Annotated in this window: 24 protein-coding genes; 11 read left to right on the top strand and 13 right to left on the bottom strand. The window is 67.4% G+C overall.

Annotation, left to right across the window (positions count from 1 at the left end):
- Positions 1-135 precede the first annotated feature (135 nt).
- Both DWF00_RS14760 and DWF00_RS14755 read left to right on the top strand, forming a co-directional pair.
- Positions 136-372, top strand: a complete 237-nt coding sequence (locus DWF00_RS14760) for a hypothetical protein (protein WP_147283833.1) — start codon at positions 136-138, stop codon at positions 370-372.
- 34 nt (positions 373-406) lie between these two features.
- Positions 407-1,300, top strand: coding sequence for a metallophosphoesterase (locus DWF00_RS14755; RefSeq protein WP_114832350.1), 894 nt, complete (start codon positions 407-409; stop codon positions 1,298-1,300).
- A gap of 174 nt (positions 1,301-1,474) precedes the next feature.
- On the opposite strand, the gene DWF00_RS14750 is transcribed toward DWF00_RS14755, so the two are convergent.
- Positions 1,475-2,071 carry a L,D-transpeptidase gene (locus DWF00_RS14750; protein WP_114832349.1) on the bottom strand — a complete coding sequence of 199 codons (597 nt, stop codon included), beginning with the start codon at positions 2,069-2,071 and terminating at the stop codon, positions 1,475-1,477.
- A 246-nt stretch (positions 2,072-2,317) separates the two neighbouring features.
- Here DWF00_RS14750 and DWF00_RS14745 point away from each other — a divergent pair, with 246 nt between their 5' ends.
- Positions 2,318-3,247 (top strand): histone deacetylase family protein, encoded by a 930-nt coding sequence (locus tag DWF00_RS14745; RefSeq protein WP_114832348.1) that lies wholly within the window; start codon positions 2,318-2,320, stop codon positions 3,245-3,247.
- 11 nt (positions 3,248-3,258) lie between these two features.
- Here the strand turns inward: DWF00_RS14745 and ribB are convergent, their stop codons facing one another.
- From ribB to DWF00_RS14720, 5 genes are all read right to left on the bottom strand, one after another.
- Entirely contained in the window at positions 3,259-4,536 is a 1,278-nt protein-coding gene (ribB, locus tag DWF00_RS14740) for a 3,4-dihydroxy-2-butanone-4-phosphate synthase (protein ID WP_181832881.1), read from the bottom strand.
- Positions 4,537-4,605: 69 nt separating this feature from the next.
- Positions 4,606-5,724, bottom strand: coding sequence for a chorismate synthase (gene aroC / locus DWF00_RS14735; RefSeq protein ID WP_114832347.1), 1,119 nt, complete (start codon positions 5,722-5,724; stop codon positions 4,606-4,608).
- Positions 5,725-5,799: 75 nt separating this feature from the next.
- The gene (locus tag DWF00_RS29105; RefSeq protein ID WP_147283832.1) at positions 5,800-6,189 is read right to left on the bottom strand and encodes an Ig-like domain-containing protein; all 390 of its coding nucleotides are present in this window, start codon (positions 6,187-6,189) and stop codon (positions 5,800-5,802) included.
- 96 nt (positions 6,190-6,285) lie between these two features.
- A complete protein-coding gene (locus tag DWF00_RS14725; protein WP_114832370.1) occupies positions 6,286-10,296 on the bottom strand; it encodes a Pls/PosA family non-ribosomal peptide synthetase in 4,011 nt (1,336 codons plus the stop codon).
- A 456-nt stretch (positions 10,297-10,752) separates the two neighbouring features.
- Positions 10,753-11,349 carry a histidine phosphatase family protein gene (locus DWF00_RS14720; RefSeq protein WP_114832369.1) on the bottom strand — a complete coding sequence of 199 codons (597 nt, stop codon included), beginning with the start codon at positions 11,347-11,349 and terminating at the stop codon, positions 10,753-10,755.
- A 385-nt stretch (positions 11,350-11,734) separates the two neighbouring features.
- Here DWF00_RS14720 and folP point away from each other — a divergent pair, with 385 nt between their 5' ends.
- The 3 genes from folP to folK are packed head-to-tail and all read left to right on the top strand — an operon-like array spanning position 11,735 to position 13,438.
- Positions 11,735-12,562: a dihydropteroate synthase gene (gene folP, locus DWF00_RS14715; protein WP_114832345.1), complete on the top strand. Its 828-nt coding sequence runs from the start codon at positions 11,735-11,737 to the stop codon at positions 12,560-12,562.
- Positions 12,559-12,933: a dihydroneopterin aldolase gene (folB, locus tag DWF00_RS14710; RefSeq protein ID WP_114832344.1), complete on the top strand. Its 375-nt coding sequence runs from the start codon at positions 12,559-12,561 to the stop codon at positions 12,931-12,933. The genes folP and folB overlap by 4 nt, the downstream gene beginning before the upstream one ends.
- Positions 12,923-13,438, top strand: a complete 516-nt coding sequence (gene folK, locus DWF00_RS14705; RefSeq protein ID WP_245973937.1) for a 2-amino-4-hydroxy-6-hydroxymethyldihydropteridine diphosphokinase — start codon at positions 12,923-12,925, stop codon at positions 13,436-13,438. Before folB ends, folK begins: the two co-directional genes overlap by 11 nt.
- Here the strand turns inward: folK and fabI are convergent, their stop codons facing one another.
- The 3 genes from fabI to DWF00_RS14690 form a co-directional block, all read right to left on the bottom strand.
- Positions 13,439-14,278: an enoyl-ACP reductase FabI gene (fabI, locus tag DWF00_RS14700; RefSeq protein ID WP_114832342.1), complete on the bottom strand. Its 840-nt coding sequence runs from the start codon at positions 14,276-14,278 to the stop codon at positions 13,439-13,441.
- 117 nt (positions 14,279-14,395) lie between these two features.
- Positions 14,396-15,301 carry a DnaJ C-terminal domain-containing protein gene (locus tag DWF00_RS14695; RefSeq protein ID WP_114832341.1) on the bottom strand — a complete coding sequence of 302 codons (906 nt, stop codon included), beginning with the start codon at positions 15,299-15,301 and terminating at the stop codon, positions 14,396-14,398.
- Between the two features lie 134 nt (positions 15,302-15,435).
- A complete protein-coding gene (locus tag DWF00_RS14690; RefSeq protein ID WP_114832340.1) occupies positions 15,436-15,900 on the bottom strand; it encodes an RT0821/Lpp0805 family surface protein in 465 nt (154 codons plus the stop codon).
- Positions 15,901-16,019: 119 nt separating this feature from the next.
- On the opposite strand from DWF00_RS14690, the gene pdxH reads away from it, so the two are divergent.
- The 5 genes from pdxH to DWF00_RS14665 all read left to right on the top strand — a co-directional run bounded on the left by pdxH (position 16,020) and on the right by DWF00_RS14665 (position 18,802).
- Positions 16,020-16,634 carry a pyridoxamine 5'-phosphate oxidase gene (pdxH, locus tag DWF00_RS14685; RefSeq protein ID WP_114832339.1) on the top strand — a complete coding sequence of 205 codons (615 nt, stop codon included), beginning with the start codon at positions 16,020-16,022 and terminating at the stop codon, positions 16,632-16,634.
- 67 nt (positions 16,635-16,701) lie between these two features.
- Complete coding sequence (locus DWF00_RS14680) at positions 16,702-17,424, top strand: SDR family NAD(P)-dependent oxidoreductase (protein ID WP_114832368.1); 723 nt, start codon at positions 16,702-16,704, stop codon at positions 17,422-17,424.
- Positions 17,421-17,903, top strand: a complete 483-nt coding sequence (locus DWF00_RS14675) for an NUDIX hydrolase (RefSeq protein ID WP_245973935.1) — start codon at positions 17,421-17,423, stop codon at positions 17,901-17,903. The genes DWF00_RS14680 and DWF00_RS14675 overlap by 4 nt, the downstream gene beginning before the upstream one ends.
- A complete protein-coding gene (locus tag DWF00_RS14670; RefSeq protein ID WP_114832338.1) occupies positions 17,900-18,328 on the top strand; it encodes a TIGR02301 family protein in 429 nt (142 codons plus the stop codon). The genes DWF00_RS14675 and DWF00_RS14670 overlap by 4 nt, the downstream gene beginning before the upstream one ends.
- Positions 18,329-18,532: 204 nt before the next feature.
- A complete protein-coding gene (locus DWF00_RS14665; protein WP_114832337.1) occupies positions 18,533-18,802 on the top strand; it encodes a hypothetical protein in 270 nt (89 codons plus the stop codon).
- Between the two features lie 12 nt (positions 18,803-18,814).
- On the opposite strand, the gene DWF00_RS14660 is transcribed toward DWF00_RS14665, so the two are convergent.
- The 4 genes from DWF00_RS14660 to DWF00_RS14645 all read right to left on the bottom strand — a co-directional run bounded on the left by DWF00_RS14660 (position 18,815) and on the right by DWF00_RS14645 (position 22,724).
- Entirely contained in the window at positions 18,815-20,095 is a 1,281-nt protein-coding gene (locus DWF00_RS14660; RefSeq protein WP_114832336.1) for an RNA polymerase sigma factor, read from the bottom strand.
- 49 nt (positions 20,096-20,144) lie between these two features.
- A complete protein-coding gene (locus tag DWF00_RS14655) occupies positions 20,145-20,567 on the bottom strand; it encodes a YciI family protein (protein WP_114832335.1) in 423 nt (140 codons plus the stop codon).
- 99 nt (positions 20,568-20,666) lie between these two features.
- The gene (locus tag DWF00_RS14650) at positions 20,667-21,095 is read right to left on the bottom strand and encodes a YciI family protein (RefSeq protein WP_114832334.1); all 429 of its coding nucleotides are present in this window, start codon (positions 21,093-21,095) and stop codon (positions 20,667-20,669) included.
- A 288-nt stretch (positions 21,096-21,383) separates the two neighbouring features.
- Entirely contained in the window at positions 21,384-22,724 is a 1,341-nt protein-coding gene (locus tag DWF00_RS14645) for a dihydroorotase (protein WP_114832333.1), read from the bottom strand.
- Positions 22,725-22,783: the final 59 nt, after the last annotated feature.

Here is a 22,783-nt window from a genome sequence, read left to right as displayed (position 1 = left end):
TTAACGAACGCTTAACCGAAACGACGGCATCCTCGCAGACCGGCCTGAAAAGCCACGAATAAATCACGATCACGCCGTTTCGCTGACCTGATCGGAAGCGATGTTGCTTCTGTCAGCGGCCCAGGAACCACTGACATGTCGAAACCAGTGAAGCCAGGACCCATGCGCCCCCAGAATCCGCGTCAGCAGATGACGCAAGGCAATGCGACTTTCCACGATGCCGCGGCCAAGGATGCCTATGCATCCCGCTTCCGCCCCATCGCGTTCCCGGCGATTGCCGCCGGAACAAGACGCGCGCCCGCTGAGGAGCAGAACGCGGAGAAGAAGCCGGAGAATATCCCGGCGATCCTCCGCAACGGGTTCGACGACTGATTTGCCGACACTCTGACTTCTTCGAGACCCTCCAATGCTTGACCGGCGACGAGTTCTCCAAGCTCTCGCCGGTCTTTTTTTGGGCGGCTTCGGGACGGGCGGCTATGCCTATGCCTGGGAGCCCGCGCATCAGCAGTTGACGCGCTACCGCCTGACCCCGCGCGGCTGGCCGGAGGGCCGCCGCCTCAGGCTCGCCGTGATCTCCGATCTCCATGTCGGTGGGCCGCATGTGCCGCTGGAGCGCGTTGGCCAGATCGTCGCTGCCACCAACGAGCTGAAGCCCGACCTCACTCTCCTCCTCGGCGATTTCGTCGCCAGCCGCGCGCGCGAGGCGTCCGATCCGCCGATTCCGACGCTCGCCGCCGAACTCGCCAAGCTGAAGGCGTCGAATGGCGTCTACGCCGTGCTCGGCAACCATGACTGGTGGCATGACAGACCCACTCAGGTGAATCGCTCCGGGCCGACGCAGGTCGGCCTCGCGCTCGAGGCGGCCGGGATCAGGGTGCTGGAGAACCAGGCGCTGCGGCTGGAGACCAATGCCGGCCCGCTCTGGCTCGCCGGGCTCGGCGACCAGATGGCCTTCCTCAAGCGCGTGCGCGGCCTGCCCTTCGGCATTGCCGACCTTGCCGGGACCATGAGCCAGATCGCCGATGACGGCGCGCCGGTGATCATGATGGCACATGAGCCCGATGCCTTCGCCCGCATGCCGGAGCGCGTCGCGCTGACGCTATCGGGCCATACCCATGGCGGCCAGGTCAGGCTGTTCGGCTGGTCGCCGATCGTGCCGTCGCGTTACGGCAATCGCTACGCCTACGGCCATGTCCACGAGAACGGCCGCGACCTGATCGTCTCGGCCGGCATCGGCACCAGCAAGCTGCCGCTGCGGCTCGGCGTCCCGCCGGAGATCGTCTGCGTGGAGTTGGGTTAGGGCTGACTGCCGTTACGCAAGAACCCTCTGCGTCATCCCGGAGTTCCGCTGCGCTCCGTCCGGGCTGACGGCGTCTAATTCCGGCAAATCGCGGTATGCTCCCGCAAAGCAAAATGCCCGGCTCAGCCCGGGCATTGCATTCAAGTCCGCCGTCGCGTCTCGCCGAGGGCGCTCTCAGCTCACGATCACCTTGGCGCCGACAGCAGCGCGGTTGAACAGGTCGATCGCGTCGATATTGCGCATGCGGATGCAGCCGGACGAAGCCGAGCGGCCGATCGTCTCCGGCTCGTTGGTGCCGTGGATGCGGTAGAGCGTGTCGTGGCCGTTCTGGTAGAGGTAGAGCGCGCGGGCGCCGAGCGGATTGTCCGGGCCGCCCTCCATGCCGCCGGCGCGCGGCGCCAGATGCGGCCAGCGCGCGATCATCTCGGCCGGCGGCGTCCAGCGCGGCCACTCGGCCTTGCGCTGCACCACGGCCTCGCCGGTCCAGCCGAAGGCCTCGTCGCCGGTCGCGACGCCGTAGCGGATCGCCTTCTTGTTCGGCAGCACGAAGTAGAGGAACTTCTCCTTGGTATCGACGATGATCGTGCCGGGCGGCTGCCCAGTCGGATCGGCGATCTCATAGGGAAGATGCGTGAGCTCGGTCTCGAATTTCGGCACGAGCGCGATGTATTCGGCATCGCGCGTCGACAGAGCCGGCGCATTCACGCTCTTGTACTGGCACGCGCCCAGAAGGGTCGACAGCGCCACCGTGACAATCAAAGCCTGTTTCATATGTCCACCAGCCCACGCCTTGAGAGCGGCTTTTATGATGAATGAAGTGTTAACATTCCGTATCGGCACCACGATACGATGAACACCATTGCTATGCCGCTCCGTCTAAGCCCGAAACAAAGATGGTGCAACGAAGTTCCGATTCCGGCATGGGATTTGGCTTTTCGAGCCACAACCGTGGCAATATCGCCACGCATCACCGCCCGGACAGGGGCACACTAGGTACCGGCAGAGAGGTTGAGGCCCGTGACGACGCTTCTGATCACCCACCCATCCACCTTGCAGCACGCCACGCCGGCCGGCCATCCCGAGCGCGCCGACCGCATCCGCGCCGTCGAGCAGGTGCTGGAAGCCGAGCGATTCGCCGGGCTCGTCCGCAGCACGGCGCAGCGCGGCACGCTCGACCTCGTCTCGCTTTGCCATCCGCGCGAGTTCGGCGAGGCCGTCATCGCCGCCTCGCCGGCGAGCGGGCTCGTCCAGTTCGATGCTGATACGCTGATGTCGCCCGGCACGGTCGAAGCCGTGCTGCACGGCGTCGGCGCCGCCGCCCAGGCCGTCGACGAGGTCATGCTCGGCAAGGCGTCCAACGCCTTCTGCGCCATGCGCCCGCCCGGCCACCATGCCGAGAGCACCAAGGCGATGGGCTTCTGCTTCTTCAACAACGCCGCCATCGCCGCCCGCCATGCCCAGAAGGCGCATGGCGCCGAGCGCGTCGCGGTGGTCGATTGGGACGTGCACCATGGCAACGGCACGCAGGAGATCTTCTGGGACGATGGCAGCGTGCTCTACGCCTCGACCCACGAGATGCCGCTCTATCCCGGCACCGGCGCCTCCTCGGAGCGCGGCGTCCATGGCACGATCGTCAACGCCCCCTTGCGCGCCGGCGACGGCTCCGACGTCTTCCGCGACGCCTTCGAGAGCGCGCTCCTGCCGCGGCTGGAGGATTTCCAGCCCGACCTGATCATCATCTCCGCCGGGTTCGACGCGCATTGGCGTGATCCGCTCGCCAACCTCAACCTGGTCGAGGCCGACTATACCTGGGCGACGCAGAAGCTGATGGAGATCGCCGACCGCCACGCCAAGGGCCGCGTCGTCTCGCTCCTGGAGGGCGGCTACGATCTCGAAGGCCTGTCGAAATCCGCCGCCGCGCACGTTACAGCGCTGATGCGCGGCTGAAACTCAGCCGCTCACTCCAGCGGCTGCGTATCGGCGATCTCGATGCCGAAGCCGCTCAGGCCGACGAAGGAGCGCGGCGAGGACGCGAGGTTGACGATCGAGGCGACGCCCAGGTCGCGCAAGATCTGGGCGCCGAGGCCGACCTCGCGCCATTGCTGCGAGCGCTGCGCATCCGAGCCGTCCTCGACGCTCTTGATCGGCACGCCGGCCGAGCCGTCGCGCAGGTAGATCAGCACGCCGCGCCCGTCCTGCTGGAAGCGCCTGAGCGCGCACTGGATCGACTGCGCGCCGCCGAGCACGTCGGCGACGACATTGGCCCGGTGCAGGCGGGCCGGCACCCTCTCGCCATCGCCGACCTTGCCCATCACGAAGGCAAAGTGCTGCGTGTCCTCGAAGGGCGTGATGTAGACATGCCCGGTCATCTCGCCGAACTCGGTCTTGACCGGGAACGAGTGCACCCGCTCGACCAGCTTCTCGCGCGCCTGACGATAGGCGATCAGGTCGGCGACCGTGATCTGCTGCAGGCCGTGCTTCTGGGCGAAGGCGGTGATCTGCGCGCCCTTCATCACCGTGCCGTCATCATTGGCGAGCTCGCAGATCACACCGACCGGCGGCAGGCTGGCGAGCTTGCAGAGGTCGACGGCCGCCTCGGTATGGCCCGAGCGCATCAGCACGCCGCCATCCTTGGCGATCAGCGGGAAGACATGGCCCGGCCGCACGAAATCGGTCGCGCCCATGTTGCCGTTGGCGAGCGCGCGCACCGTGTTGGTGCGCTGCTCCGCCGAGATGCCAGTGGTCAGCCCGTGCTTGACGTCGACGGTCACCGTGAAGGCGGTGCCGAGCGGCGCGTCGTTGGACGAGACCATCGGGTCGAGCCGCAGGCGGCGCGCCTCGTCGGAGGTCAGCGGCGCGCAGACGATGCCGCAGGTGTTGCGGATGATGAAGGCCATCTTCTCCGGCGTGCAGAGCGAGGCGGCGATGATCAGGTCGCCCTCGTTCTCGCGATCGTCGTCATCGGTGACGATGACGATCTCGCCGCGGGCGAAAGCCTCGATGGCCTGGCTGACATTCTGGGACATGGTGGCCTCCCGGGGCCCTTGCAGGCCGAGGAAATCGTTCGGGGTTACGGCGCCGCCGGTCGCGGCAGCGATGCGCTCGGCGCTTTCGCGCGAGATCCAGGCGGTCTGGTCGTTGCAGAGCGCAGTGACGCTGGCGGGAGACAATCCCACCTTTCGCGCGAAGGCGCTGCGGGCCATGCCCTGTTGCTGGAGCCAAGTGTCGAGCTTCATAGGCGCAAGCTAATGCGCCGCCACTTCATTCGCAATGAAGCGGTGCATAATTTTCAGTGATACTGAATATCAGCGTTGGAAGGGCCAGCGCGGCTCGACCACGCCGACCTGTGCGCGATGCCGCAAAAAATGGTCCGCCAGCACGCAGGCGACCATCGCCTCGCCGACCGGCACGGCGCGAATGCCGACGCAAGGGTCGTGGCGGCCCTTGGTGAACATCTCCGCCTCCCCTCCCGTGCGGGTCACGGTGGCGCGCGTCGCCAGGATCGAGGAGGTCGGCTTTACTGCGAAGCGCGCCACGATCGGTTGCCCCGTCGAAATGCCGCCCAGGATGCCGCCGGCATGGTTGGAGAGGAAGAGCGGCTTGCCATCGTTGCCGGCGCGCATCTCGTCGGCATTCTCCTCGCCGGACAGTTCCGCGGCCGCAAACCCCTCGCCGATCTCGACGCCCTTGACCGCGTTGATGCTCATCAGCGCCGCCGCCAGTTCGGCATCGAGCTTGCCGTAGATCGGCGCGCCCAGCCCCGCCGGCGCGCCCTCGGCCACGATCTCCAGCACGGCGCCGATTGAGGAGCCCGACTTGCGCACGCCGTCGAGATAGCCCTCGAAAAAGGCGGCCGCCTTGGCATCGGGGCAGAAGAACGGGTTGTTGCCGACCTCGTCCCAGTCCCAGTTGTTCCGGTCGATCTTGTGCGGGCCCATCTGGACCAGCGCGCCCCGCACGATCAGGCCGGGCACGACCTTGCGCGCGATCGCGCCGGCAGCGACCCGCATCGCCGTCTCGCGCGCCGAGGAGCGCCCACCGCCGCGATAGTCGCGGATGCCGTATTTCGCCTCGTAGGTGAAATCGGCATGGCCGGGTCGGTACTTGTCCTTGATATCGGAATAATCCTTCGAGCGCTGGTCGACATTGTCGATCATCAGCCCGATCGGCGTGCCGGTGGTGACCTGCTGGCCGCTCGCCTCGTCGATGAAGACGCCCGAGACGATGCGGACCTGATCCGGCTCCTGGCGCTGCGTGGTGAAGCGCGACTGGCCCGGCCGGCGCCGGTCGAGATCGCCCTGGATGTCGGCCTCGGTCAGCGGCAGCAGCGGCGGGCAGCCGTCGACGACGCAGCCGATCGCCGGGCCATGGCTCTCGCCAAAGGTGGTGACGCGGAAGAGATGGCCAAAGGAGTTATGGGACATGGCAGCCTGACACGGTGACGCGTCAGGCTCTTAGCCGCATTTGCTCGGCGGCGGAACCCGCTGTCGGGTTGTGGGTCACTTAACGTCGACGACGATATCGGTGCTCCGGGTCTCGCGCCCGCCACCATCATCGGTGATCGAGTCATATTTGATCGTGAAGCGGTCCTGACCGCGAAAGCCAGGATTAGGGGTGTAGGTGGACGCCATATAGTCGATCAGCTTGCCATCACAGATACCGCCTTTATTCCTCAGCGGAGCCCTCATCAGGGCATGAGTAACGCGGCCATGCGCAGGTGCTGTCCATAGGCTAGGTTCGGGTGGCTCCCAGGTCTCGCAGCTCGGCGTGTAGTTTCCTCGCAACGCCAGAACAGGCGTGCCCACCTTGGTGGAACCTGTGAGCGTCTGATTGCAGCCGGCGACGAGCAGCGCCAGCGCGGCGCAACAGATGACAACCCTCAGTTTCATGAAATCCCCCCGCCCGGATTCGGACAGAGAAAATCAACGCGATCCGCCGCGCAGGGCTAGCTGCCGCACTGTTCCAATACGTAGCCTTACGGTTCCTCAGTGCGCAGCCACCGCCTTCGCCGGCACGGCCGGCGCACCCTCCCAGCGCGTATGCGCCGGCAGGTTCTCGCCCTTCATGATCACGGTCAGCAGGCCGATCTGGGCGTAGTCGCCGACATGGGTGTCGTAGAGCACGGTCGCGCCCGCGCCGACGCAGACGCCCTTGCCGAGCGTGACGCGGCCGACCTTCATGACGCGGTCCTCGTAGAGATGCGTCTGCAGGGCCGAATGCGCGTTCACCGTGCAGAAATCGCCGACCTTGATGCAGTCGAACTCGGTGATATCCGTCGAGTCGAGCCAGACACCCCGGCCGTATTTCGCGCCGAACAGGCGCAGGAACCAGGGCAGGAACGGCGTGCCGCGCAGGTAGTCGAACAGCACCTTGCCGCCCAGGCCCCAGTACAGCACCGCCACGGCCTCGGTGCGCATCGCCCAGAACGACCACATCGGCTTCATCACCGGCTTGTAGACGCCCATCAGCAGCCATTTCATCGCGGCGCAGATCAGCGCCTGCACCACCGCGATCAGCATCGCGACCCAGACGAAGTCGACCACGAGGCCGACCCAGTCGCGGTCGAAGATCTTCTGCTGCAGCACGAGGTCGACGGCGATCGTGCCGAAGGTGATGAACAGCATCGCCGGGAACGAGGTGTGCAGCGCCTCGAAGGCGCCGCGCGCCAGCTGCTTGCCGAGCGAGGGCTTGTAGGTCCAGTCGGCGCCGAGATCGACCTTCTGGCGGGTCGGCAGCCGGATCGGCGGCGAGCCGAACCAGGTATCGCCCGGCTGCATCAGCTCGTTGGCGGGTGGTTTCGACTTGATGCCGATCAGCACCCGGTCGGGGATGACGGCGCCTGGCGGCACCACCGCGTCGTTGCCGACGAAGACCTGGTCGCCCGTCCTGGTCATGTCGAGGCGCATGTAGCCGCGGCGCATGTCCTCGTCGCCGAAGACGACCTCGTCGGCGATGAAGTTGCCGGCGCCGATCCCGGTCAGGTCGTAGCGGCCCGACAGGTTGGTCGAGATCTCCGCGCCCTTGCCGATGCTGGCGCCCATCAGCCGGTACCAGAAGCGCATGTAGATCGTCGCGAACAGCGATGAGAGCGTCTCGAGCGTCACCTCGGTCGCCAGCGCCACGGTCCATTTGCGGGCGTAGAAGCCGGAATGGATCGACCAGGAGCCCGAGGTCACGCGCGGCAGGATCACCCAGCGCAGGCCCGCCATCAGCAGCACGGTGAACGCGATCAGCCCCATCGCGGTCGGCCAGGTCAGGATCGGCAGGTACCAGAGATAGCTGACATCGGACCAGCTCGCGATCCAGTCGTCGATCTGGTCGAACAGCCAGAAGGCCGGAAAGATCGGCAGCAGGCTGATCGGCGGCAGCACGACCAGCATGAAGACGTAGAAGACGGTCATCAGCGCGCGCCGCTGCGGGCTGGCCTCGGCCTGCGGCGGCAGCGAGTCGAGATCGACCATGCCGGTCTTGCGGGCCGGCGAGCCGTCCCAGATCTCGGCCTTGCCGACCTGGGTGCCGGCCGGGATCGCCGTCAGGTCGCCGATCTCGGCATGGTCGCCGATGACGCTGCCATGGCCGAACACCACGGAGGAGCCGGCATAGATATCCCGGCCGAGCGTGATCCTGCCGAGGATCAGCTTGTCGCCGACCGCCTCGCCGTTGGCGAAGGTGGTCTTGGAGCCGAGCGCCGTGCCCTCGCCGATCTCGATCAGGTCGATCGCGCCGGCTTCGTAGTCGGAGATGATGACGTCGCGCCCGACCTTGGCGCCGAGCAGCCGCCAGTAGAAGCGCATCACCGGCGTGCCCTGCAGCCACTTGATATGAACGAGGCCGGCGACGCGGGCGGCGAACCACCAGCGGAAATAATAGACGCCCCAGAGCGGGTAGACGCCCGGCTTGGTCTTGCCGAGCACGATCCATTTCAGCGCGATCGCGATCAGGCCGGTGACGATGGTGATGGCGACGTAGACGCCGAGCAGCGCGAAGACCTGTCCGATCAGCGAGAGGTCCTCGCCCGAGATCAGCATGTACGTGACGAAGATGCCGAGCCATTGCGCGGTGGCAAGGCCGATGATGACCGGCAGCACGGCGGCCTGCGCCAGTCCGCAAAGGAAGCGGCGCAGGAAGGGCGGCGGGGTGAAGGAGAGATCCTCGGCCACCGCCATGCCGCGCTCGTCGAGCAGCGCCGCCATACCGCGCAAGGTGCGGGCGCCATAGACGTCCTGCAGCGTGATGCCGGCATAGGTCGGCGTCTCCCGCATGATCGAGATGAAGCGCGCCGCCAAGAGCGAATGCCCGCCGAGATCGACGAAGAAATCGGCGTCGAACGGCAGGCTCTGGGCGCCCAGCACCCGCTTGGCGGCCTCCAGCAGCGCCGCCTCGGTGGCGTTGCGCGGCGGCTCCTGCTCGCCGGCGGCGGCGGGCGCCGTCAGCGGGGCCGCCTTCAGCATCTTGCGGTCGACCTTGCCGGAGACCATGCGCGGCAGCGAGCCGACCGCCTCGAAATGCGCGGGAACCATGTAGGGCGGCAGCTTGTCGCGCAGCGCCGCGCGCAGCACCGCGCCCTCGACCGCGACGCCGGGCTCGCCCACGATGAAGGCGACGAGTCGCTCGATCTCGTCATCCTGGCGCAGGACCACGGCGGCCTGGTTGACGCCGGGCTCTTCGGCGAGCTTCGACTCGATCTCGCCGAGCTCGACCCGGAAGCCGCGGATCTTGATCTGGTCGTCGATGCGGCCGTGGAAGACGATGTTGCCGGCGGCGTCGAGGCTCACAGCGTCGCCTGAGCGATAGAGCACGGGGTCGTCGCCGCCGAACGGGTTGGCGATGAACTTCTCCGCCGTCAGCTCCGGCCGGCCGTGATAGCCCTTGGCGACGCCGGGGCCGCCGATCAGCAACTCGCCCTGCTCGCCGGGGCCGATGAGCTTGATATCCTCGCTGACGACATAGGCGGAGTAGTTCGCGATCGGCTTGCCGATCGTCACCACCTCGCCCGGCTTGACCTCGGTCGCGGTCGCGACCACGGTCGCCTCGGTCGGACCGTAGGTGTTGAGGATGCGCCGGCCCGGCTTCGACCATTTCTGCACGATCGCGGGCGGCAGCGCCTCGCCGCCGAGCAGGATCAGCCGGAGCGAGGGCACGTCGGCAGGCAGGATGCCGAGCAGCGTCGGCACGGTGTCGATGACCGTGACGCCCGCGGTGCTCAGGATCTCCGGCAGCTTCTCGGCATCGCCCATCATCTCCGGCGAGGCGACGAACAGGGTCGCGCCGACGAGATAGGGCGTCCAGATCTCCTCCATCGACAGGTCGAACGCGACGGAGGCGCCCTGGAAGACGATGTCCTCCGGCGCCATGCCGTAGAACGCGTTCCCCGAGCGCAGGAAGTGGCAGATGTTGCGATGGCTGATGACGATCGCCTTCGGCGTGCCCGTCGAGCCCGAGGTGTAGATCAGATAGGCCGGGTGATCCTTGGTCAGGCCAGGCGCCCGCGCCGGCACGGCGACGCCGTCGTCCAGCGCCGCCAGTTCGGCCGGTGCCCAGACCTGGCGCTCGGTCGCAGCCGCCCTGCCCTGCCACTCCGCGCAGGTGACGATGCCCTTGGCGGCGGCATCGTTCAGGCAGGTCGCGATGCGCTCGACCGGCGCCTCCGCGTCGAACGGCACCCAGGCAGCGCCCGACAGCGTGATCGCGATCTGGGCGACGAGCAGGTCGATGCCGCGCGGCATCCACAGGCCGACCATGTCGCCGGGACCGACGCTCGACAGGACCAAGCCGCGCGCCTGCTTGCCGGCCGCCGCGAAGACCTCGTCATAGGAGAGCCGGCGCATCGCGTCGGTCAGGGCCGGGTGGCCGCCACGCGTCGCGACGCTGGCGGCGAATATCTCGCCCAGGACCTCGTCGCGGATCAGGTCCGGACGCGCCTCGCCCAGCACGATCGCGAAGGGGTTGGCGCTGCGGACGGCGCCCTCAACCGAGAGACTGCTGATATCGTTCATCATGCCCTGCTGCGGTCCGGCCGGGAGCGTGGGCCTTGGCGGGTACGCGTTGGCAAGCGCATCCGAAAGGCCGTTTTCCGGCTCAAGCGCACCTCAAATTCGCCCGGAACCACCGCATCGCCCGATGTGGATTTCCGGCCAAGCCCCCCGGCCGAGCACGTGCCGCTGCGCGGACCCCTGCTAGCACATCACCATTGCGCGGGCATCACTGAACTTCCGATGAACGGCGGGGCGTTTAATGGCGAGGCGCCGGGCCAACTGAAACAAGCGCGGGAGCCCTCTCCTGTAAGGAGAGGGTTGGGTGAGGTGTCGGCCAGAGCACCAGTAAAGCTGAACGCCGGCTGCGGTTGGCTCACGGCCACAGCGTCCAACGACCTACACCTCACCCTGCCCTCTCCTTACAGGAGAGGGTTCCCCGCGCCCTATTGTCTCGGTCTGCTCTATCGTTGCCGCCGCTTAAACCCAGGCCGCCTTGCCGGATGAGATCATCAGGATCTTCCCCTGCCAGATGTCGACCATCGCGGCCTCGCCGGGCGAGACCTCGCCGATCAGCGCCAGCACGGCGCGCGCCACGCCGCCATGGCTGACCAGCACCGTCTCGCGGCTGAGCCCTTCCAGCACCGGCCTGACCCGCTCGGCCAGCATCTTGTAGCTCTCGCCGCCGGGCGGCACGAAGTTCCACTTGTCGCGCTCGCGCACCAGGGCGAGCTCGCGCTCGGCCTTGCGGACTTCGCGCCAGGTAAAGCCTTCCCATTTGCCGAAGGTCAGCTCCTTCAGGCGCTCATCGGTGCGGTACTCCTTCGGTGGCAGCCCGAGTTGATGGCGCAGGATCTCCATGGTCTCGCGTGCCCGCTGCATCGGCGAGCCGATGAAGTCGAGCCCGTCATAGCCCTGGACCAGATCGCGCAGCCGCCCGGCCGCCTCCGCCGCCTGCTCGCGCCCAAGCGCGTTGAGCGGGATGTCCTGGCCGCCCTGGAGGCGGCCCTCCCGATTCCAGTCGGTCTCGCCATGGCGCACGAGGAAAAGCCGGTGGGAGAGCGTGATCGGGGTCATGCCGGGCTCATGCACGCTCGGCATCGCCGCGTCAAAGCGAGAGAGGGCGATGGGGCCATGCGCCGCAGCCATGGCGGGTCTTCACCTTCTCCCCCCTGCGGGAGAAGGTGGCAGCGCGAAGCGCTGACGGATGAGGGGTCGCGCAACGATTTCAGCGTCGGCGTGCGGCATTCTCAGTCATCGGAAAGCTCGGCGCGACCCCTCATCCGGCGCTTCGCGCCACCTTCTCCCGCAGGGGGAGAAGGGAAGAGGCCTCGCGCCTGCCGCCGCCGTCTCACATATTCCGCAAGAGCTTCATGCGTGTCCAATCTCGCTTTCCAATGGCCGCAACAGGCTGCGCTGTGTATAGGCGGCACTTCATCGCCCGGAATCGCGCAACGCCCTGATGACAGCCGCATTGACCTTGCCCAACGGCCGCAGGCTGGCGCTCGATGGCGCCCCGCTGCTGATGGGCATCGTCAACGTCACGCCGGATTCGTTCTCCGATGGCGGCCAGTTGCAGGATGCCGAGGCCGCCATCGCCCACGGCGAACGCTTGGCCACCGAGGGGGCTGACATCGTCGATATCGGGGGCGAATCGACCAGGCCGGGCCATGCCCGCGTCGATGCCGCAACCGAACTCGCCCGCGTCCTGCCCGTGATCTCGGGACTGAAGCGCAGCGACGTGCCTGTGTCGATCGACACCTACAAGGCCGAGGTCGCCGAGGCCGCGCTGAAGGCCGGCGCCTCGATCGTCAACGACGTCTGGGGCGCCCAGCGCGAGCCGGCCATCGCCGCGGTCGCCGCGCGCTTCGGCGCGCCGATCATCCTGATGCACAACCGCGACAGCATCGATGCCGGCATCGACATCTTCGCCGAGGTGTTGCGCTTCCTTGAGCGCTCCATCGCGATTGCGGTCGAGGCCGGCGTGCCGCGCACGCAGCTCGTCGTCGATCCCGGCATCGGCTTCGGCAAGACGCCGCAGCAGAATCTCTCGCTGATCCGCGACCTCGGCCGGCTCAAGGAACTGGGCTGCCCGATCCTGCTCGGTGCCTCTCGCAAATCCACCATTGGCTTCGTCACCGGGCAGAAGGTCGCAGCCGAGCGCGTGCCCGGCAGCATCGCCGCCCATCTCTACGGCGTCGCCCAGGGCGCCGCGATCATCCGCGCCCATGACGTGCGCCCGCATGCCGAGGCCCTCAAGGTCTGGGCGGCGATTGGAGAAGCCCCATGAGCCGAACCGGACAGATCCTCATCGAGGAACTCGACCTCTACGCCTATCACGGCCATTTTGCCGAGGAGGAGCGGCTCGGCCAGCGCTTCGTCATGGACCTCGTGCTCGACTGCGACCTGCGCGCCTCCTCCTTCAGCGACAATCTCGCGGATACGGTCGATTACGGCGAGGTCGTCGCGCTGGTGACGAAGACGTTCTCGGCCCGCCGCTTCAAGCTGCTCGAAGCGGCCGCCCGGGCGCTGGCCGAGGCGATCTTCGCCACGTATCCGCCCGTCTCTGCGATCAGCATCACCATGCGCAAGCCCGCCCCGCCGATTCCCGGCCGGATGGCAGCGGTCGGCATCAAGCTGGATTTCAACCGTGAAGACTGAATCGGCCCTCGCCTTCGGCGGCAATCTCGACGATCCGGTCGAGGCCTTCGTCGCCGCCCTGCGCGCCCTCCGGCAAAACCCCGCGAACGTGCTGCTGCGCCAGTCTTCGGTCTACCGCACCGCGCCCTGGGGCAAGCTCGACCAGCCCGACTTCCTCAACATGGCCGTGCTGATCGAGACCGACCTATCAGCCGGCGACCTCCTTGCCTTCTGCCTGGAGATCGAGCGCGAGCGTGGCCGCGAGCGCCTCGAGCGCTGGGGCCCGCGCACGCTCGACATCGACATCCTGACCTATGGCGAAGAGGCGATCGACCGGCCCGGCCTGCAGGTGCCGCATCCGCGCATCGCTGAGCGCGCCTTCGTGCTGACGCCGCTCAACGAGATCGCGCCGCATATCATGATCGGCGAGAAGAGCGTGGCGCAGCTGCACGCGGCGCTCATCGACGACAGCGTCCGCCTCGACGACGACGCGACGACGCGGCTGGGCTTTCTGCTGGGCGAGTAGCTACTCGCCCTTGTCGAGCGTGATGTCAGGCGCGTCAGGCACCTTCATGCCGACGACATGGTAGCCGGCGTCGACATGCAGGATCTCGCCGGTGATGCCGCGCGACATGTCGGAGACCAGGAACACCGCCGTCTCGCCGACCTCCTCGATCGTCACCGTGCGGCGCAGCGGCGAGTTGTACTCGTTCCAGCGCAGGATGTAGCGGAAATCGCCGATGCCCGAGGCGGCCAGCGTCTTGATCGGCCCGGCCGAGATCGCGTTGACGCGGATCTTCGACGGCCCGAGATCGGCCGCGAGGTACTGCACGCTCGCCTCCAGCGCCGCCTTGGCGACGCCCATGACGTTGTAGTGCGGCATCCACTTCTCGGCGCCGTAATAGCTCAGCGTCAGCAGCGCGCCGCCGTCGCTCATCAGCTTCTCGGCGCGCTGGGTGATGGCGGTGAAGGAGTAGCAGGAGATCAGCAGCGACTTGGAGAAGTTGGCCTCGCTTGTCTCGACATAGCGCCCGGTCAGCTCATCCTTGTCGGAGAACGCGATGCAGTGGACGACGAAGTCGAGCTTGCCCCAGAGCTTTTCGACCTCGGCGAAGACCGCATCGATCGTACCGGCGTCGGTGACGTCGCAATGGCCGACGACGTGGCCGCCGAGCTGCTGCGCCAGCGGCTCGACACGCTTCTTCAGCGCGTCGCCCTGATAGGTGAAGGCGAGTTCCGCGCCGGCATCGGCGGCGGCCTTGGCGATGCCCCAGGCGATCGAGCGGTTATTGGCCACACCCATGATGAGGCCGCGCTTGCCCTTCAGGACATGGGCGATCGGGGAGGCAGCGCTGGATTCCGGCATCTGAGACCTGCGAATTGGACGAAGCGGAGGGTCTCTTAGAGCAAGAATCCAAGAAGTGGAAAGCGATTTTCGGACAAGGCGGGGCTGCGACAGTGGGTAAAACGCCGGCTGGTTCGATTAGCCGGCTCGCGCTTTCAGCAGCGCCGTGAGCTCCGCATCGCTCTCCGGCATCTCGATGTCGATGCTGACGAAGAGGTCGCCGACCGCGCCCTTCTCGCCCTTCAGCCCCTTGCCGCGCAGGCGGAACTGCTTGGCCGTGCCGGTCAGCGGCGGGATCTTCATCTCGACCGGGCCGGTCAGCGTCGGCACGTGGATCGGCCCGCCCAGCACCGCCTTGCTCAGCGGCACCGCGATGCGCGTGCGCAGGTCGTTGCCGTCGATCGTGAAGCGCGGATCGGGCCTGACCTTGATCGTCATCATCACGTCGCCGCTCTCGCCGGAAAGCGGATCGGTATGGCCGAGCCCGCGCAGGCGCATGACCTTGCCATCGCTGACGCCTTCGGGAATCGTCACCTCGACCTCGCGCCCGCCCGGCAGGCGCACGCGCCGCGAGGCGCCGGAGACCGCCTCGGCAAGCGTCACCTCCAGCGTGAAGCTCTGGTCGGCCGGCTTCTGAGCCTCCGGCCGCGCCGCTCGGGCCCGCCTGGCCGCATCGCCGAAGAGCGAGCCGAAGATGTCGGAGGGGTCGAAGCCGGCCTCGGCCCCGCCGCGGCCGCCGCCCTGGCCGAAATGATACTCGAAGCCGCCCTGGCGGTTGCCGCCGCGCCCCGCGCCCATGCCCTCGAAACCCTGGAATTTGGGCTTGCCGTCGGCGTCGATCTCGCCGCGGTCGAACTGCTTGCGCTTGGTGTCGTCGCCCAAAACCTCATAGGCGCTGTTGAGCTCCGAGAAGCGGTCCTGCGCCTTCGGGTCGTCCTGGTTGCGGTCAGGATGCAGATCCTTGGCGCGCTTGCGATAGGCCTTCTTGATCTCGGCCTCGCTCGCCCCACGGGCGACGCCCAGGACCTGATACGGATCGCGCATGCATGAACCCCAATCGTACAAACGGATTGCCGCCCCATCGCCAATCCGGCGCAAGGCGGCTGCGCCCGCTATGTGGGGATGGTGTGGCCGGAAGGCAACATCCGAGTTAGGCCTAACCGAGGCTCAATATCAGCCTAGGAAGTGCCCTTCCAGGGCTGAGTCTCCTTGACGGCCCATTCGCCGCCGGAGGGCCGGCAAGCCGTGCCCTGGACCTTGCCGGGGGTCTTCTGGGTCTGGACGCTGGCGATGAAGGCGCGGCAGACCTCGTCCGAGCGCAGGAACGGGCCGCCGACCGGCGTGAACGTGCCCTTGATGCCGCTTTGCGGGTTGTCCCAGTTCACCGGCGCGCCATTGCCCTGCGGGTCGAGCGCCAGCGCCATGGCGCCGTCGGCCCGGCGGATGTCCTCCGGCCCGAGTTCGGACGCGAAGGCCGAGAGCGCGCTCGGCTGGGACGGTGCGCGCGCCGGCAGGGTCGAGGAGGTCGCCATCGCCACCTCGTCCTCCGCCTTGCTCGACAGGCCGAGAATCGGGAAGGAGATCGAGCAGCCGGCGCTGGCGAGGGACAAAAGCAGCACCGTCCCGACATAAGCCGGCCGCATGGGCGAGACGCGCCCATGAAGGCTGTGGATCGCCCCCACGGCTGACCTATATAAGCTTGCTGCCAAATTCACCGATTGCGCTCGCCCGACGCTGAACAGAACTTCTCGAGGATTAGACAGTGGAACCGTTAACGCCGGGTGACTTCACGCAGGCCGAGGAGCCTTTCGCCCTGTTTTCGAGCTGGCTCGACGAGGCCGCGCGCTCCGAACCGAACGACCCTACCGGGATGGCGCTCTCGACCGTCGATGCCGAGGGCCTGCCCAATGTCCGCATGGTCCTGCTCAAGGGCCATGACCGCGACGGCTTCGTCTTCTACACCAACACCCAGAGCCAGAAGGGCGAGGAGCTGCTCGGCCAGGGCAAGGCCGCGGCGCTGTTCCACTGGAAGAGCCTGCGCCGGCAGGTCCGCATCCGCGGCCCGGTCGCGCTGGTCACGGATGCCGAGGCCGACGCCTATTTCCAGTCGCGCGCCCGCGACAGCCGCATCGGCGCCTGGGCCTCGCAGCAATCGCGCCCCCTGGAGAGCCGCTTCGCCCTGGAGAAGGCAGTCGCGAGCTACGCGCTGAAATTCGGCCTCGGTGAGATCCCGCGTCCGCCGCATTGGACTGGCTTCCGCATCTCACCGGTCTATATCGAGTTCTGGCGCGACGGCGCCTTCCGCCTGCATGATCGCGTCGTCTTCCGCCGCCCCTCGGCGACGGAGCCTTGGACGCGCGCCCGACTTTACCCCTGAGGAATAGCCTTTCATGGCCATGCCCAAATTCGACTTCCCCAAGACCGAGCAGGGCAAGCGCCCGGTCATGCTGCTGACCGGGGCGAGCCGCGGCATCGGCCACGCCACGGTGATGCAGTTCGCCATGGCGGGCTGGCGCATCCTGTCCTGCTCGCGCCAGGCCTTCTCGGACAAATGCCCCTGGCCCTCGGGCGCCGACGACCACATCCAGGTCGACCTCGGCGACCCCGAGGACACGATGCGCGGCATCGCCGAGATCAAGAAGCGGCTGGCGGCCGAGGGCGGCAAGCTCAATGCGCTGGTCAACAATGCCGGCATCTCGCCGAAGGGACCGAAGGGCCAGCGGCTGGGCGCCGCCACGACCTCCTTCAACGACTGGCACAAGGTCTTCCAGGTCAATTTCTTCGCACCGATCATGCTGGCGCGCGGCCTGCTCGACGAGTTGACCATCGCCAAGGGCGCGATCGTCAACGTCACTTCGATCGCTGGCTCGCGCGTCCACCCCTTCGCGGGCGCCGCCTATGCCACCTCGAAGGCGGCGCTCGCCAGCCTGACCCGCGAGATGGCGGCGGATTTCGGCCCGCTCGGCATCCGCGTGAACTCGATCTCGCCGGGCGAGATCGACACCGCCATCCTGTCGCCGGGCACTGAGAAGATCGTCGAGAAGCTGCCGCTGCTCCGGCTCGGCAAGACCGACGAGGTCGCCAAGGCGATCTACTTCCTCTGCACCGACGCCTCGAGCTACGTCACCGGCGCCGAACTCCACATCAATGGCGGGCAGCACGTGTGAGCGGCGAGAGCGGGCAGATCATCAAGTTCCCGAGCAACGCCAAGGCACCGGCGCGGCCGGTGCTCGCCGCCTCCGTCGCGGTCTTCCGCGACGGCAAGGTCCTGCTCGCGACCCGCACCAAGCCGCCGGCCGACCAGCTCTGGTCGCTGCCCGGCGGCAAGGTCGAGGCCGGCGAGACGCTGGAAGAAGCCGCCCTGCGCGAGTTGGACGAGGAGGTCGGGATCAAGGCCCGGATCATCGGCTTCAACCGCCACGTCGAGATTTTCGGCCGCGATTCGGCGGGCGCCGTGACGCATCACTTCGTCGTCGCCTCCTTCGTCGGGGAATGGCTCTCGGGCGAGCCGACGACCGGGCCCGAGGCCGGCGCGGTGATGTGGGCCGACCCGCTGCGCCTCGGCGGCCTCGCCACCACGCGCGAACTCGGCGACGTTCTGCGCCGTGCCCACGCACTCTTCGGCGAGGCGGGAGGCGCGGCGTGAGGTTGGCGTTCTCCGCCATTCTGGCAACGGCGCTGGCGGTGGCGCCTGCCGCCGGCGCGCTCGCGCAGGCCCAGCGCCCGCCCGCCGCTGCGGCTCAGCCAGCCCCCGCGCCGGAGCCGCCACCGCCGCCCTACGAGCCGCAATTGCTCAAGCTCGCCGAGATCATGGGCTCGCTCGCCTATCTGCGCACGCTCTGCGCCGGCAAGGAGGCGCAGGACTGGCGCGAGCGCATGGCGGCCCTGATCGACGCCGAAGGCCGCACGCCGCAGCGGCTGGAGCGGCTGACCACCGCCTATAACCGCGGCTTCCGCGCCTATTCGGTGACGCACCGCGCCTGCACCGATGTCAGTCAGGAGGCCTCGACCCGCCTCGCGGCCGAGGGCGAGCGGCTCGCCAGAATCCTTGCCGGCCGTTATGGTGGATGACCGGTTTATGGCGGATAGGTCACAACTGGACGAAACTGTGTCTTTTTCAAAACTCTCGCGGTCATATTAACCTTTCTTAAACGCGATAGTGGCGCTGCGCGGCGCTCCTGCGTATGACTTGCTGGCTAGTTATCGCCGCTGGCGTGCCGAATCGGAACAGCTCCGTCAGGCATTCCGCGACCACGCCGCCGGGTTCATGCCTTCATGTCCATCCTCTCCGACGACCTGCCCCTCGACCCGTTGCTCGCCGACGATCGCAACGACGCGCGCCGCGTCGCCTACAGCTATGTCGAGGACGCCTTCACCGAGGCGCAGCAGGATGGGCTCGACAGCGACGCGCTCGCCCATGCCGCGCTCTTCGCCGCCTTCCGCACCCTGGTCGAGACCTATGGCGAAGAGGCGACGGCGGTCTTCTCCGAGACCCTCCCCGAGAAGGTCCGCGGCGGCTCCTTCACCACGGGCACGCGGCACTGAGCCTGGGCTAACTTACGAAGCCCGTCCGCGCGCCGCGAGCCGGGCTGTCTCCCAGCGCTTCAGCAGCAGCGCCCGCTCGCGCAGGTTCTTGGTCAGCGCCGCCGCGCGCTCGAACTCGGCGCTCGCTTCCGCATCACGCCCCAGCTTGGCGAGCAGGTCGCCGCGCACGCTCGGCAGCAGGTGGTAGGTCTTCAGCGCCGGCTCCGACGCCAGCGCGTCGACCAGCGCGAGCCCGGCCTCCGGCCCCTCGGCCATGCCGATCGCCACGGCGCGGTTGAGCTCTACCACCGGCGACGGCATCAGCGTTCCAAGCGCGCCATAGAGCGCCGCGATCTGGCGCCAGTTGGTCTCGTCGGCAGTGCGCGCCCTCGCATGGCAGGCAGCAAGCGCGGCCTGCAGCACATAGGGCCCAGCCGGAATCTTGAGCGCCAGCGCCCGGTCGAGCGCCGCGAGCCCGCGCCGGATCAGGAGCTGGTCCCAACGGCCGCGATTCTGGTCGAGCAGCAGCACCACCTCGCCTGAAGGACCGGTTCGCGCCTTGAAGCGCGAGGCCTGCAATTCCATGAGCGCGACGAGCCCGTGCACCTCCGGCTCCTGCGGCGCCAACTCGGCCAGTATCCGCCCAAGCCGCATCGCCTCCTCGCACAGCGCCGGCCGCAGCCAATCCTCCCCGGCGGTCGCGGCATAGCCTTCGTTGAAGATCAGGTAGACCACCTCCAGCACCGAGGCGAGCCGCGCCGCCAGCTCCCCGCCATGCGGCACCTCGAAGGGCACCTTCGCTTCAGTGAGCGTCTTCTTCGCCCGGACGATGCGCTGCGCCATGGTCGGCTCGGGCACCAGGAAGGCGCGCGCGATCTCCTCGGTGGTCAACCCGCCAAGCAGGCGCAGCGTCAGCGCCAGCCGCGCCTCGACGGAGAGGACCGGGTGGCAGGCGGTGAAGATCAGCCGCAGCAGGTCGTCGCCGACATCATCGTCCAGGGCTGCGTCGAGATCCGGTGCCACGAGCGCATCAGCCTCAAGCTCGTGGCCGATTTCCCTGTGCTTGCGCTGGAGCAGCTTGTCGCGCCGGATGCCGTCGATGGCCCGATGCTTGGCGGCCTGCATCAGCCAGGCGCCGGGATTGCTCGGCACGCCGGCTTCGGGCCATTGCTTCAGCGCCGCCTCCAGCGCGTCCTGCGCCAATTCCTCGGCGCGGCCGACATCGCGCGTGAGGCGCGTCAGCCCCGCAATCAGCTTCGCCGCCTCCATGCGGAAGACGGTCTCGATGGTGCGGTGTGCATCGCTCGCCGGCATGACGGGCGATACACACCATCTCCGCTACCGGAGGCAAGAGCGACGGAGGTCACACCCCGCCGATGCCCATGTCGCGGAAGCGCTGCGACGAGTCGTACTGCTCGAAATCGCTGAGCTCATAGAGCTCGCGCACCTCGATCTCGCAGGCCGTGCCCAGTTCGAAGGGCATCGGGAAGCGCTTGGTCCATTCGATAGCCTCCTCGCGCGTATCGGCCTTGATCAGCGTGTACCCCGCGACCAGCTCCTTGGTCTCGGCGAAGGGGCCGTCGACGACCTTCGTCTTGCCATCGGCGTCGTACTTGATCCGCCAGCCCTTGGCGCTCGGCTTCAGGCCGGAGCCGTCGAGCAGCATGTCGGCCTTCACCAGTTCCTCGTGATACGCGGCCATATCCGCCATCAGCTTACCGTCGTCGTCCGGAAAGATGCCGGCCTCGCTGTCCTTGGTCGCCTTGATGATGATCATGAAACGCATGGCTTGCTCCTTGAGATCGGTCTCTGAAGCCGGCCGGCCATGGTGCTGTCGGCCGGCTCCCGACGACACGTCGAACGACGCGCCGCGGGATCGACAGGCTCACTCGGAATTCTTCTTGGCCTCGGCCCAGACGCGCTCTTCCTGCGCGCGCAGCTCCGGCGTGAACTCCGCGCCGAAATCCTCGGCCTCGAATATCCTGCGGATCTCGATCTCGGACGGCCCCGGCATCGGGTTGGGGCAGCGCTTGACCCATTCGATCGCCTCGTCCATCGACTTGCACTGCCAGATCCAGAAGCCCGCGATCAGCTCCTTGGTCTCGGCGAAGGGTCCGTCGACGACGGCGCGCTTGTCGCCGTCAAAATGGATGCGCGCGCCCTTCGCACTCGGGTGCAGGCCGTCGCCGGCCAGCATGATGCCGGCCTTCACCAGCTCCTCGTTATAGGCGCCCATCGCGGTGAGCAGTTCGGTGCTCGGCATGATGCCGGCTTCGCTGTCCGTGGTCGCCTTGACGATGATCATGAAACGCATGGTCGTTCTCCCTGGGTTGTCATCGGAGCCGGCCGGCACCTTGCCGCATCCGGTCTCTACTGACACGTCGAACGAGGTCGACGAGAATCGACACGGGCCCCGAGAAAATTTCGAGGCCCTTCGAACTATCTCTTTGGCCCTTGCGAAAACCTCTCCGTCATCCCGGACAAGCCGCGTTTGCGGCGCAGCTCCGGGATCCATCGTAAAGCTCCGGAGCCCTATGATGGATCCCGGAGCTCCGCTCCGCTACGTCCGGGATGACGACCTGTGGCACCGAGGCAAACCGCCTCAAACCGCTCGCGGCAGCGCTTCCAAAAACCTCGCCGGCTCGCCCTGCGACGGCGTCGTGAGCTCGCGCTCCCACATCACCTTGCGACCACGCACATAGGTGCCGACCGGCCAGCCGGTGACGCTGACGCCGTCATAGGGCGTCCAGCCGCATTTCGACGCGATCCAGTCATTGGTGATGGTCTCACGCCGCTTCATGTCGACGATGGTCAGGTCCGCGTCCCAGCCGACCGCGATCCTTCCCTTGCCCTCGAGCCCGAAGATGCGCTGCGGGCCATGGCTGGTCAGGTCGACGAAGCGCTCCAGCGTCAGCCTGCCGGCATTGACGTGGTCGAGCATGATCGGCACCAGCGTCTGCACGCCCGGCATGCCGGAATGGCTGGCGGGATAGGCGTGATGCTTCTCCTCATGCGTATGCGGCGCGTGATCGGAGCCGAGCACGTCGACGATGCCCTGCTCCAACCCCCACCAGATCGTCTGGCGATGGCTGTCGTCGCGGATCGGCGGGTTCATCTGGGCGTAGGTGCCGAGCCGCTCGTAGCAATCCGGCGCGACCAGCGTCAGGTGGTTCGGCAGCACCTCGACGGTCGCGACGTCCTTGTGATCCCTGAGGAAGACCATCTCCTCGCCGGTCGAGATGTGCAGGATATGCACCCGCGCCCCGGTCTCACGCGCGATCCTGACCAGCCTCTTCGTGCAGGTCAGCGCCACCTCGGGCGAGCGCCAGACCGGATGGCTCGACGGATCGCCCTCGACGCGCAGGTTCATCCGCTCGCGCAGCATCATCTCGTCTTCGGAATGGAAGGCCGAGCGCCGGCGCGTCCGCTTCAGAATCTCGGCGACGCCCGTGTCGTCCTCGACCAGCAGGTCGCCGGTGGACGAGCCCATGAACACCTTGATGCCGGCAGCGCCGGGCAGCCGCTCCAGCTCGGCGACCTCATGCGCGTTCTCATGCGTGCCGCCGACCCAGAAGGCGAAGTCGCAATGCATGCGATGCCGGCCGCGCCTGACCTTGTCGGCCAGCGCCTCGGGCGTCGTCGTCTGCGGGATCGTGTTCGGCATCTCGAAGACGCAGGTCACACCGCCCAGCGCCGCGGCGCGCGAGCCGCTCTCCAGGTCTTCCTTGTGGTCGAGCCCCGGCTCGCGAAAATGCACCTGGCTGTCGATCACGCCGGGCAGGATGTGCAGGCCACGGCAATCGACCACTTCGCCGGCCGAGGCCTGGCTGAGATCGCCGATGGCCATGATCTTGCCGCCGGTGATGCCGAGGTCGCGCGCGCCGCTTCCGTCCTGGTTCACCACCGTGCCGCCCTTCAGGAGGACATCATAGCTCTGCGGCATCGGAAGGGTCCTGCTGGTTGAGGAAGGGATGGAAGCGGCCTACCTATCGGATCAACACA

The sequence above is a fragment of the Allobosea caraganae genome, assembly GCF_003351345.1.
In the GTDB taxonomy this organism is placed as follows: domain Bacteria; phylum Pseudomonadota; class Alphaproteobacteria; order Rhizobiales; family Beijerinckiaceae; genus Allobosea; species Allobosea caraganae.
This window is presented reverse-complemented; position numbering and strand designations above follow the sequence as displayed.

Coding starts and splice junctions, on each gene's coding strand:
- DWF00_RS14760 (WP_147283833.1), top strand. CDS start 136: ATGTCGAAACCAGTGAAGCCAGGACCCATGCGCCCCCAGAATCCGCGT.
- DWF00_RS14755 (WP_114832350.1), top strand. CDS start 407: ATGCTTGACCGGCGACGAGTTCTCCAAGCTCTCGCCGGTCTTTTTTTG.
- DWF00_RS14750 (WP_114832349.1), bottom strand. CDS start 2,071: ATGAAACAGGCTTTGATTGTCACGGTGGCGCTGTCGACCCTTCTGGGC.
- ribB (WP_181832881.1), bottom strand. CDS start 4,536: ATGAAGCTCGACACTTGGCTCCAGCAACAGGGCATGGCCCGCAGCGCC.
- aroC (WP_114832347.1), bottom strand. CDS start 5,724: ATGTCCCATAACTCCTTTGGCCATCTCTTCCGCGTCACCACCTTTGGC.
- DWF00_RS29105 (WP_147283832.1), bottom strand. CDS start 6,189: ATGAAACTGAGGGTTGTCATCTGTTGCGCCGCGCTGGCGCTGCTCGTC.
- DWF00_RS14725 (WP_114832370.1), bottom strand. CDS start 10,296: ATGAACGATATCAGCAGTCTCTCGGTTGAGGGCGCCGTCCGCAGCGCC.
- DWF00_RS14720 (WP_114832369.1), bottom strand. CDS start 11,349: ATGACCCCGATCACGCTCTCCCACCGGCTTTTCCTCGTGCGCCATGGC.
- folP (WP_114832345.1), top strand. CDS start 11,735: ATGACAGCCGCATTGACCTTGCCCAACGGCCGCAGGCTGGCGCTCGAT.
- folB (WP_114832344.1), top strand. CDS start 12,559: ATGAGCCGAACCGGACAGATCCTCATCGAGGAACTCGACCTCTACGCC.
- fabI (WP_114832342.1), bottom strand. CDS start 14,278: ATGCCGGAATCCAGCGCTGCCTCCCCGATCGCCCATGTCCTGAAGGGC.
- DWF00_RS14695 (WP_114832341.1), bottom strand. CDS start 15,301: ATGCGCGATCCGTATCAGGTCCTGGGCGTCGCCCGTGGGGCGAGCGAG.
- DWF00_RS14690 (WP_114832340.1), bottom strand. CDS start 15,900: ATGCGGCCGGCTTATGTCGGGACGGTGCTGCTTTTGTCCCTCGCCAGC.
- DWF00_RS14680 (WP_114832368.1), top strand. CDS start 16,702: ATGCTGCTGACCGGGGCGAGCCGCGGCATCGGCCACGCCACGGTGATG.
- DWF00_RS14665 (WP_114832337.1), top strand. CDS start 18,533: ATGTCCATCCTCTCCGACGACCTGCCCCTCGACCCGTTGCTCGCCGAC.
- DWF00_RS14660 (WP_114832336.1), bottom strand. CDS start 20,095: ATGCCGGCGAGCGATGCACACCGCACCATCGAGACCGTCTTCCGCATG.
- DWF00_RS14655 (WP_114832335.1), bottom strand. CDS start 20,567: ATGCGTTTCATGATCATCATCAAGGCGACCAAGGACAGCGAGGCCGGC.
- DWF00_RS14650 (WP_114832334.1), bottom strand. CDS start 21,095: ATGCGTTTCATGATCATCGTCAAGGCGACCACGGACAGCGAAGCCGGC.
- DWF00_RS14645 (WP_114832333.1), bottom strand. CDS start 22,724: ATGCCGCAGAGCTATGATGTCCTCCTGAAGGGCGGCACGGTGGTGAAC.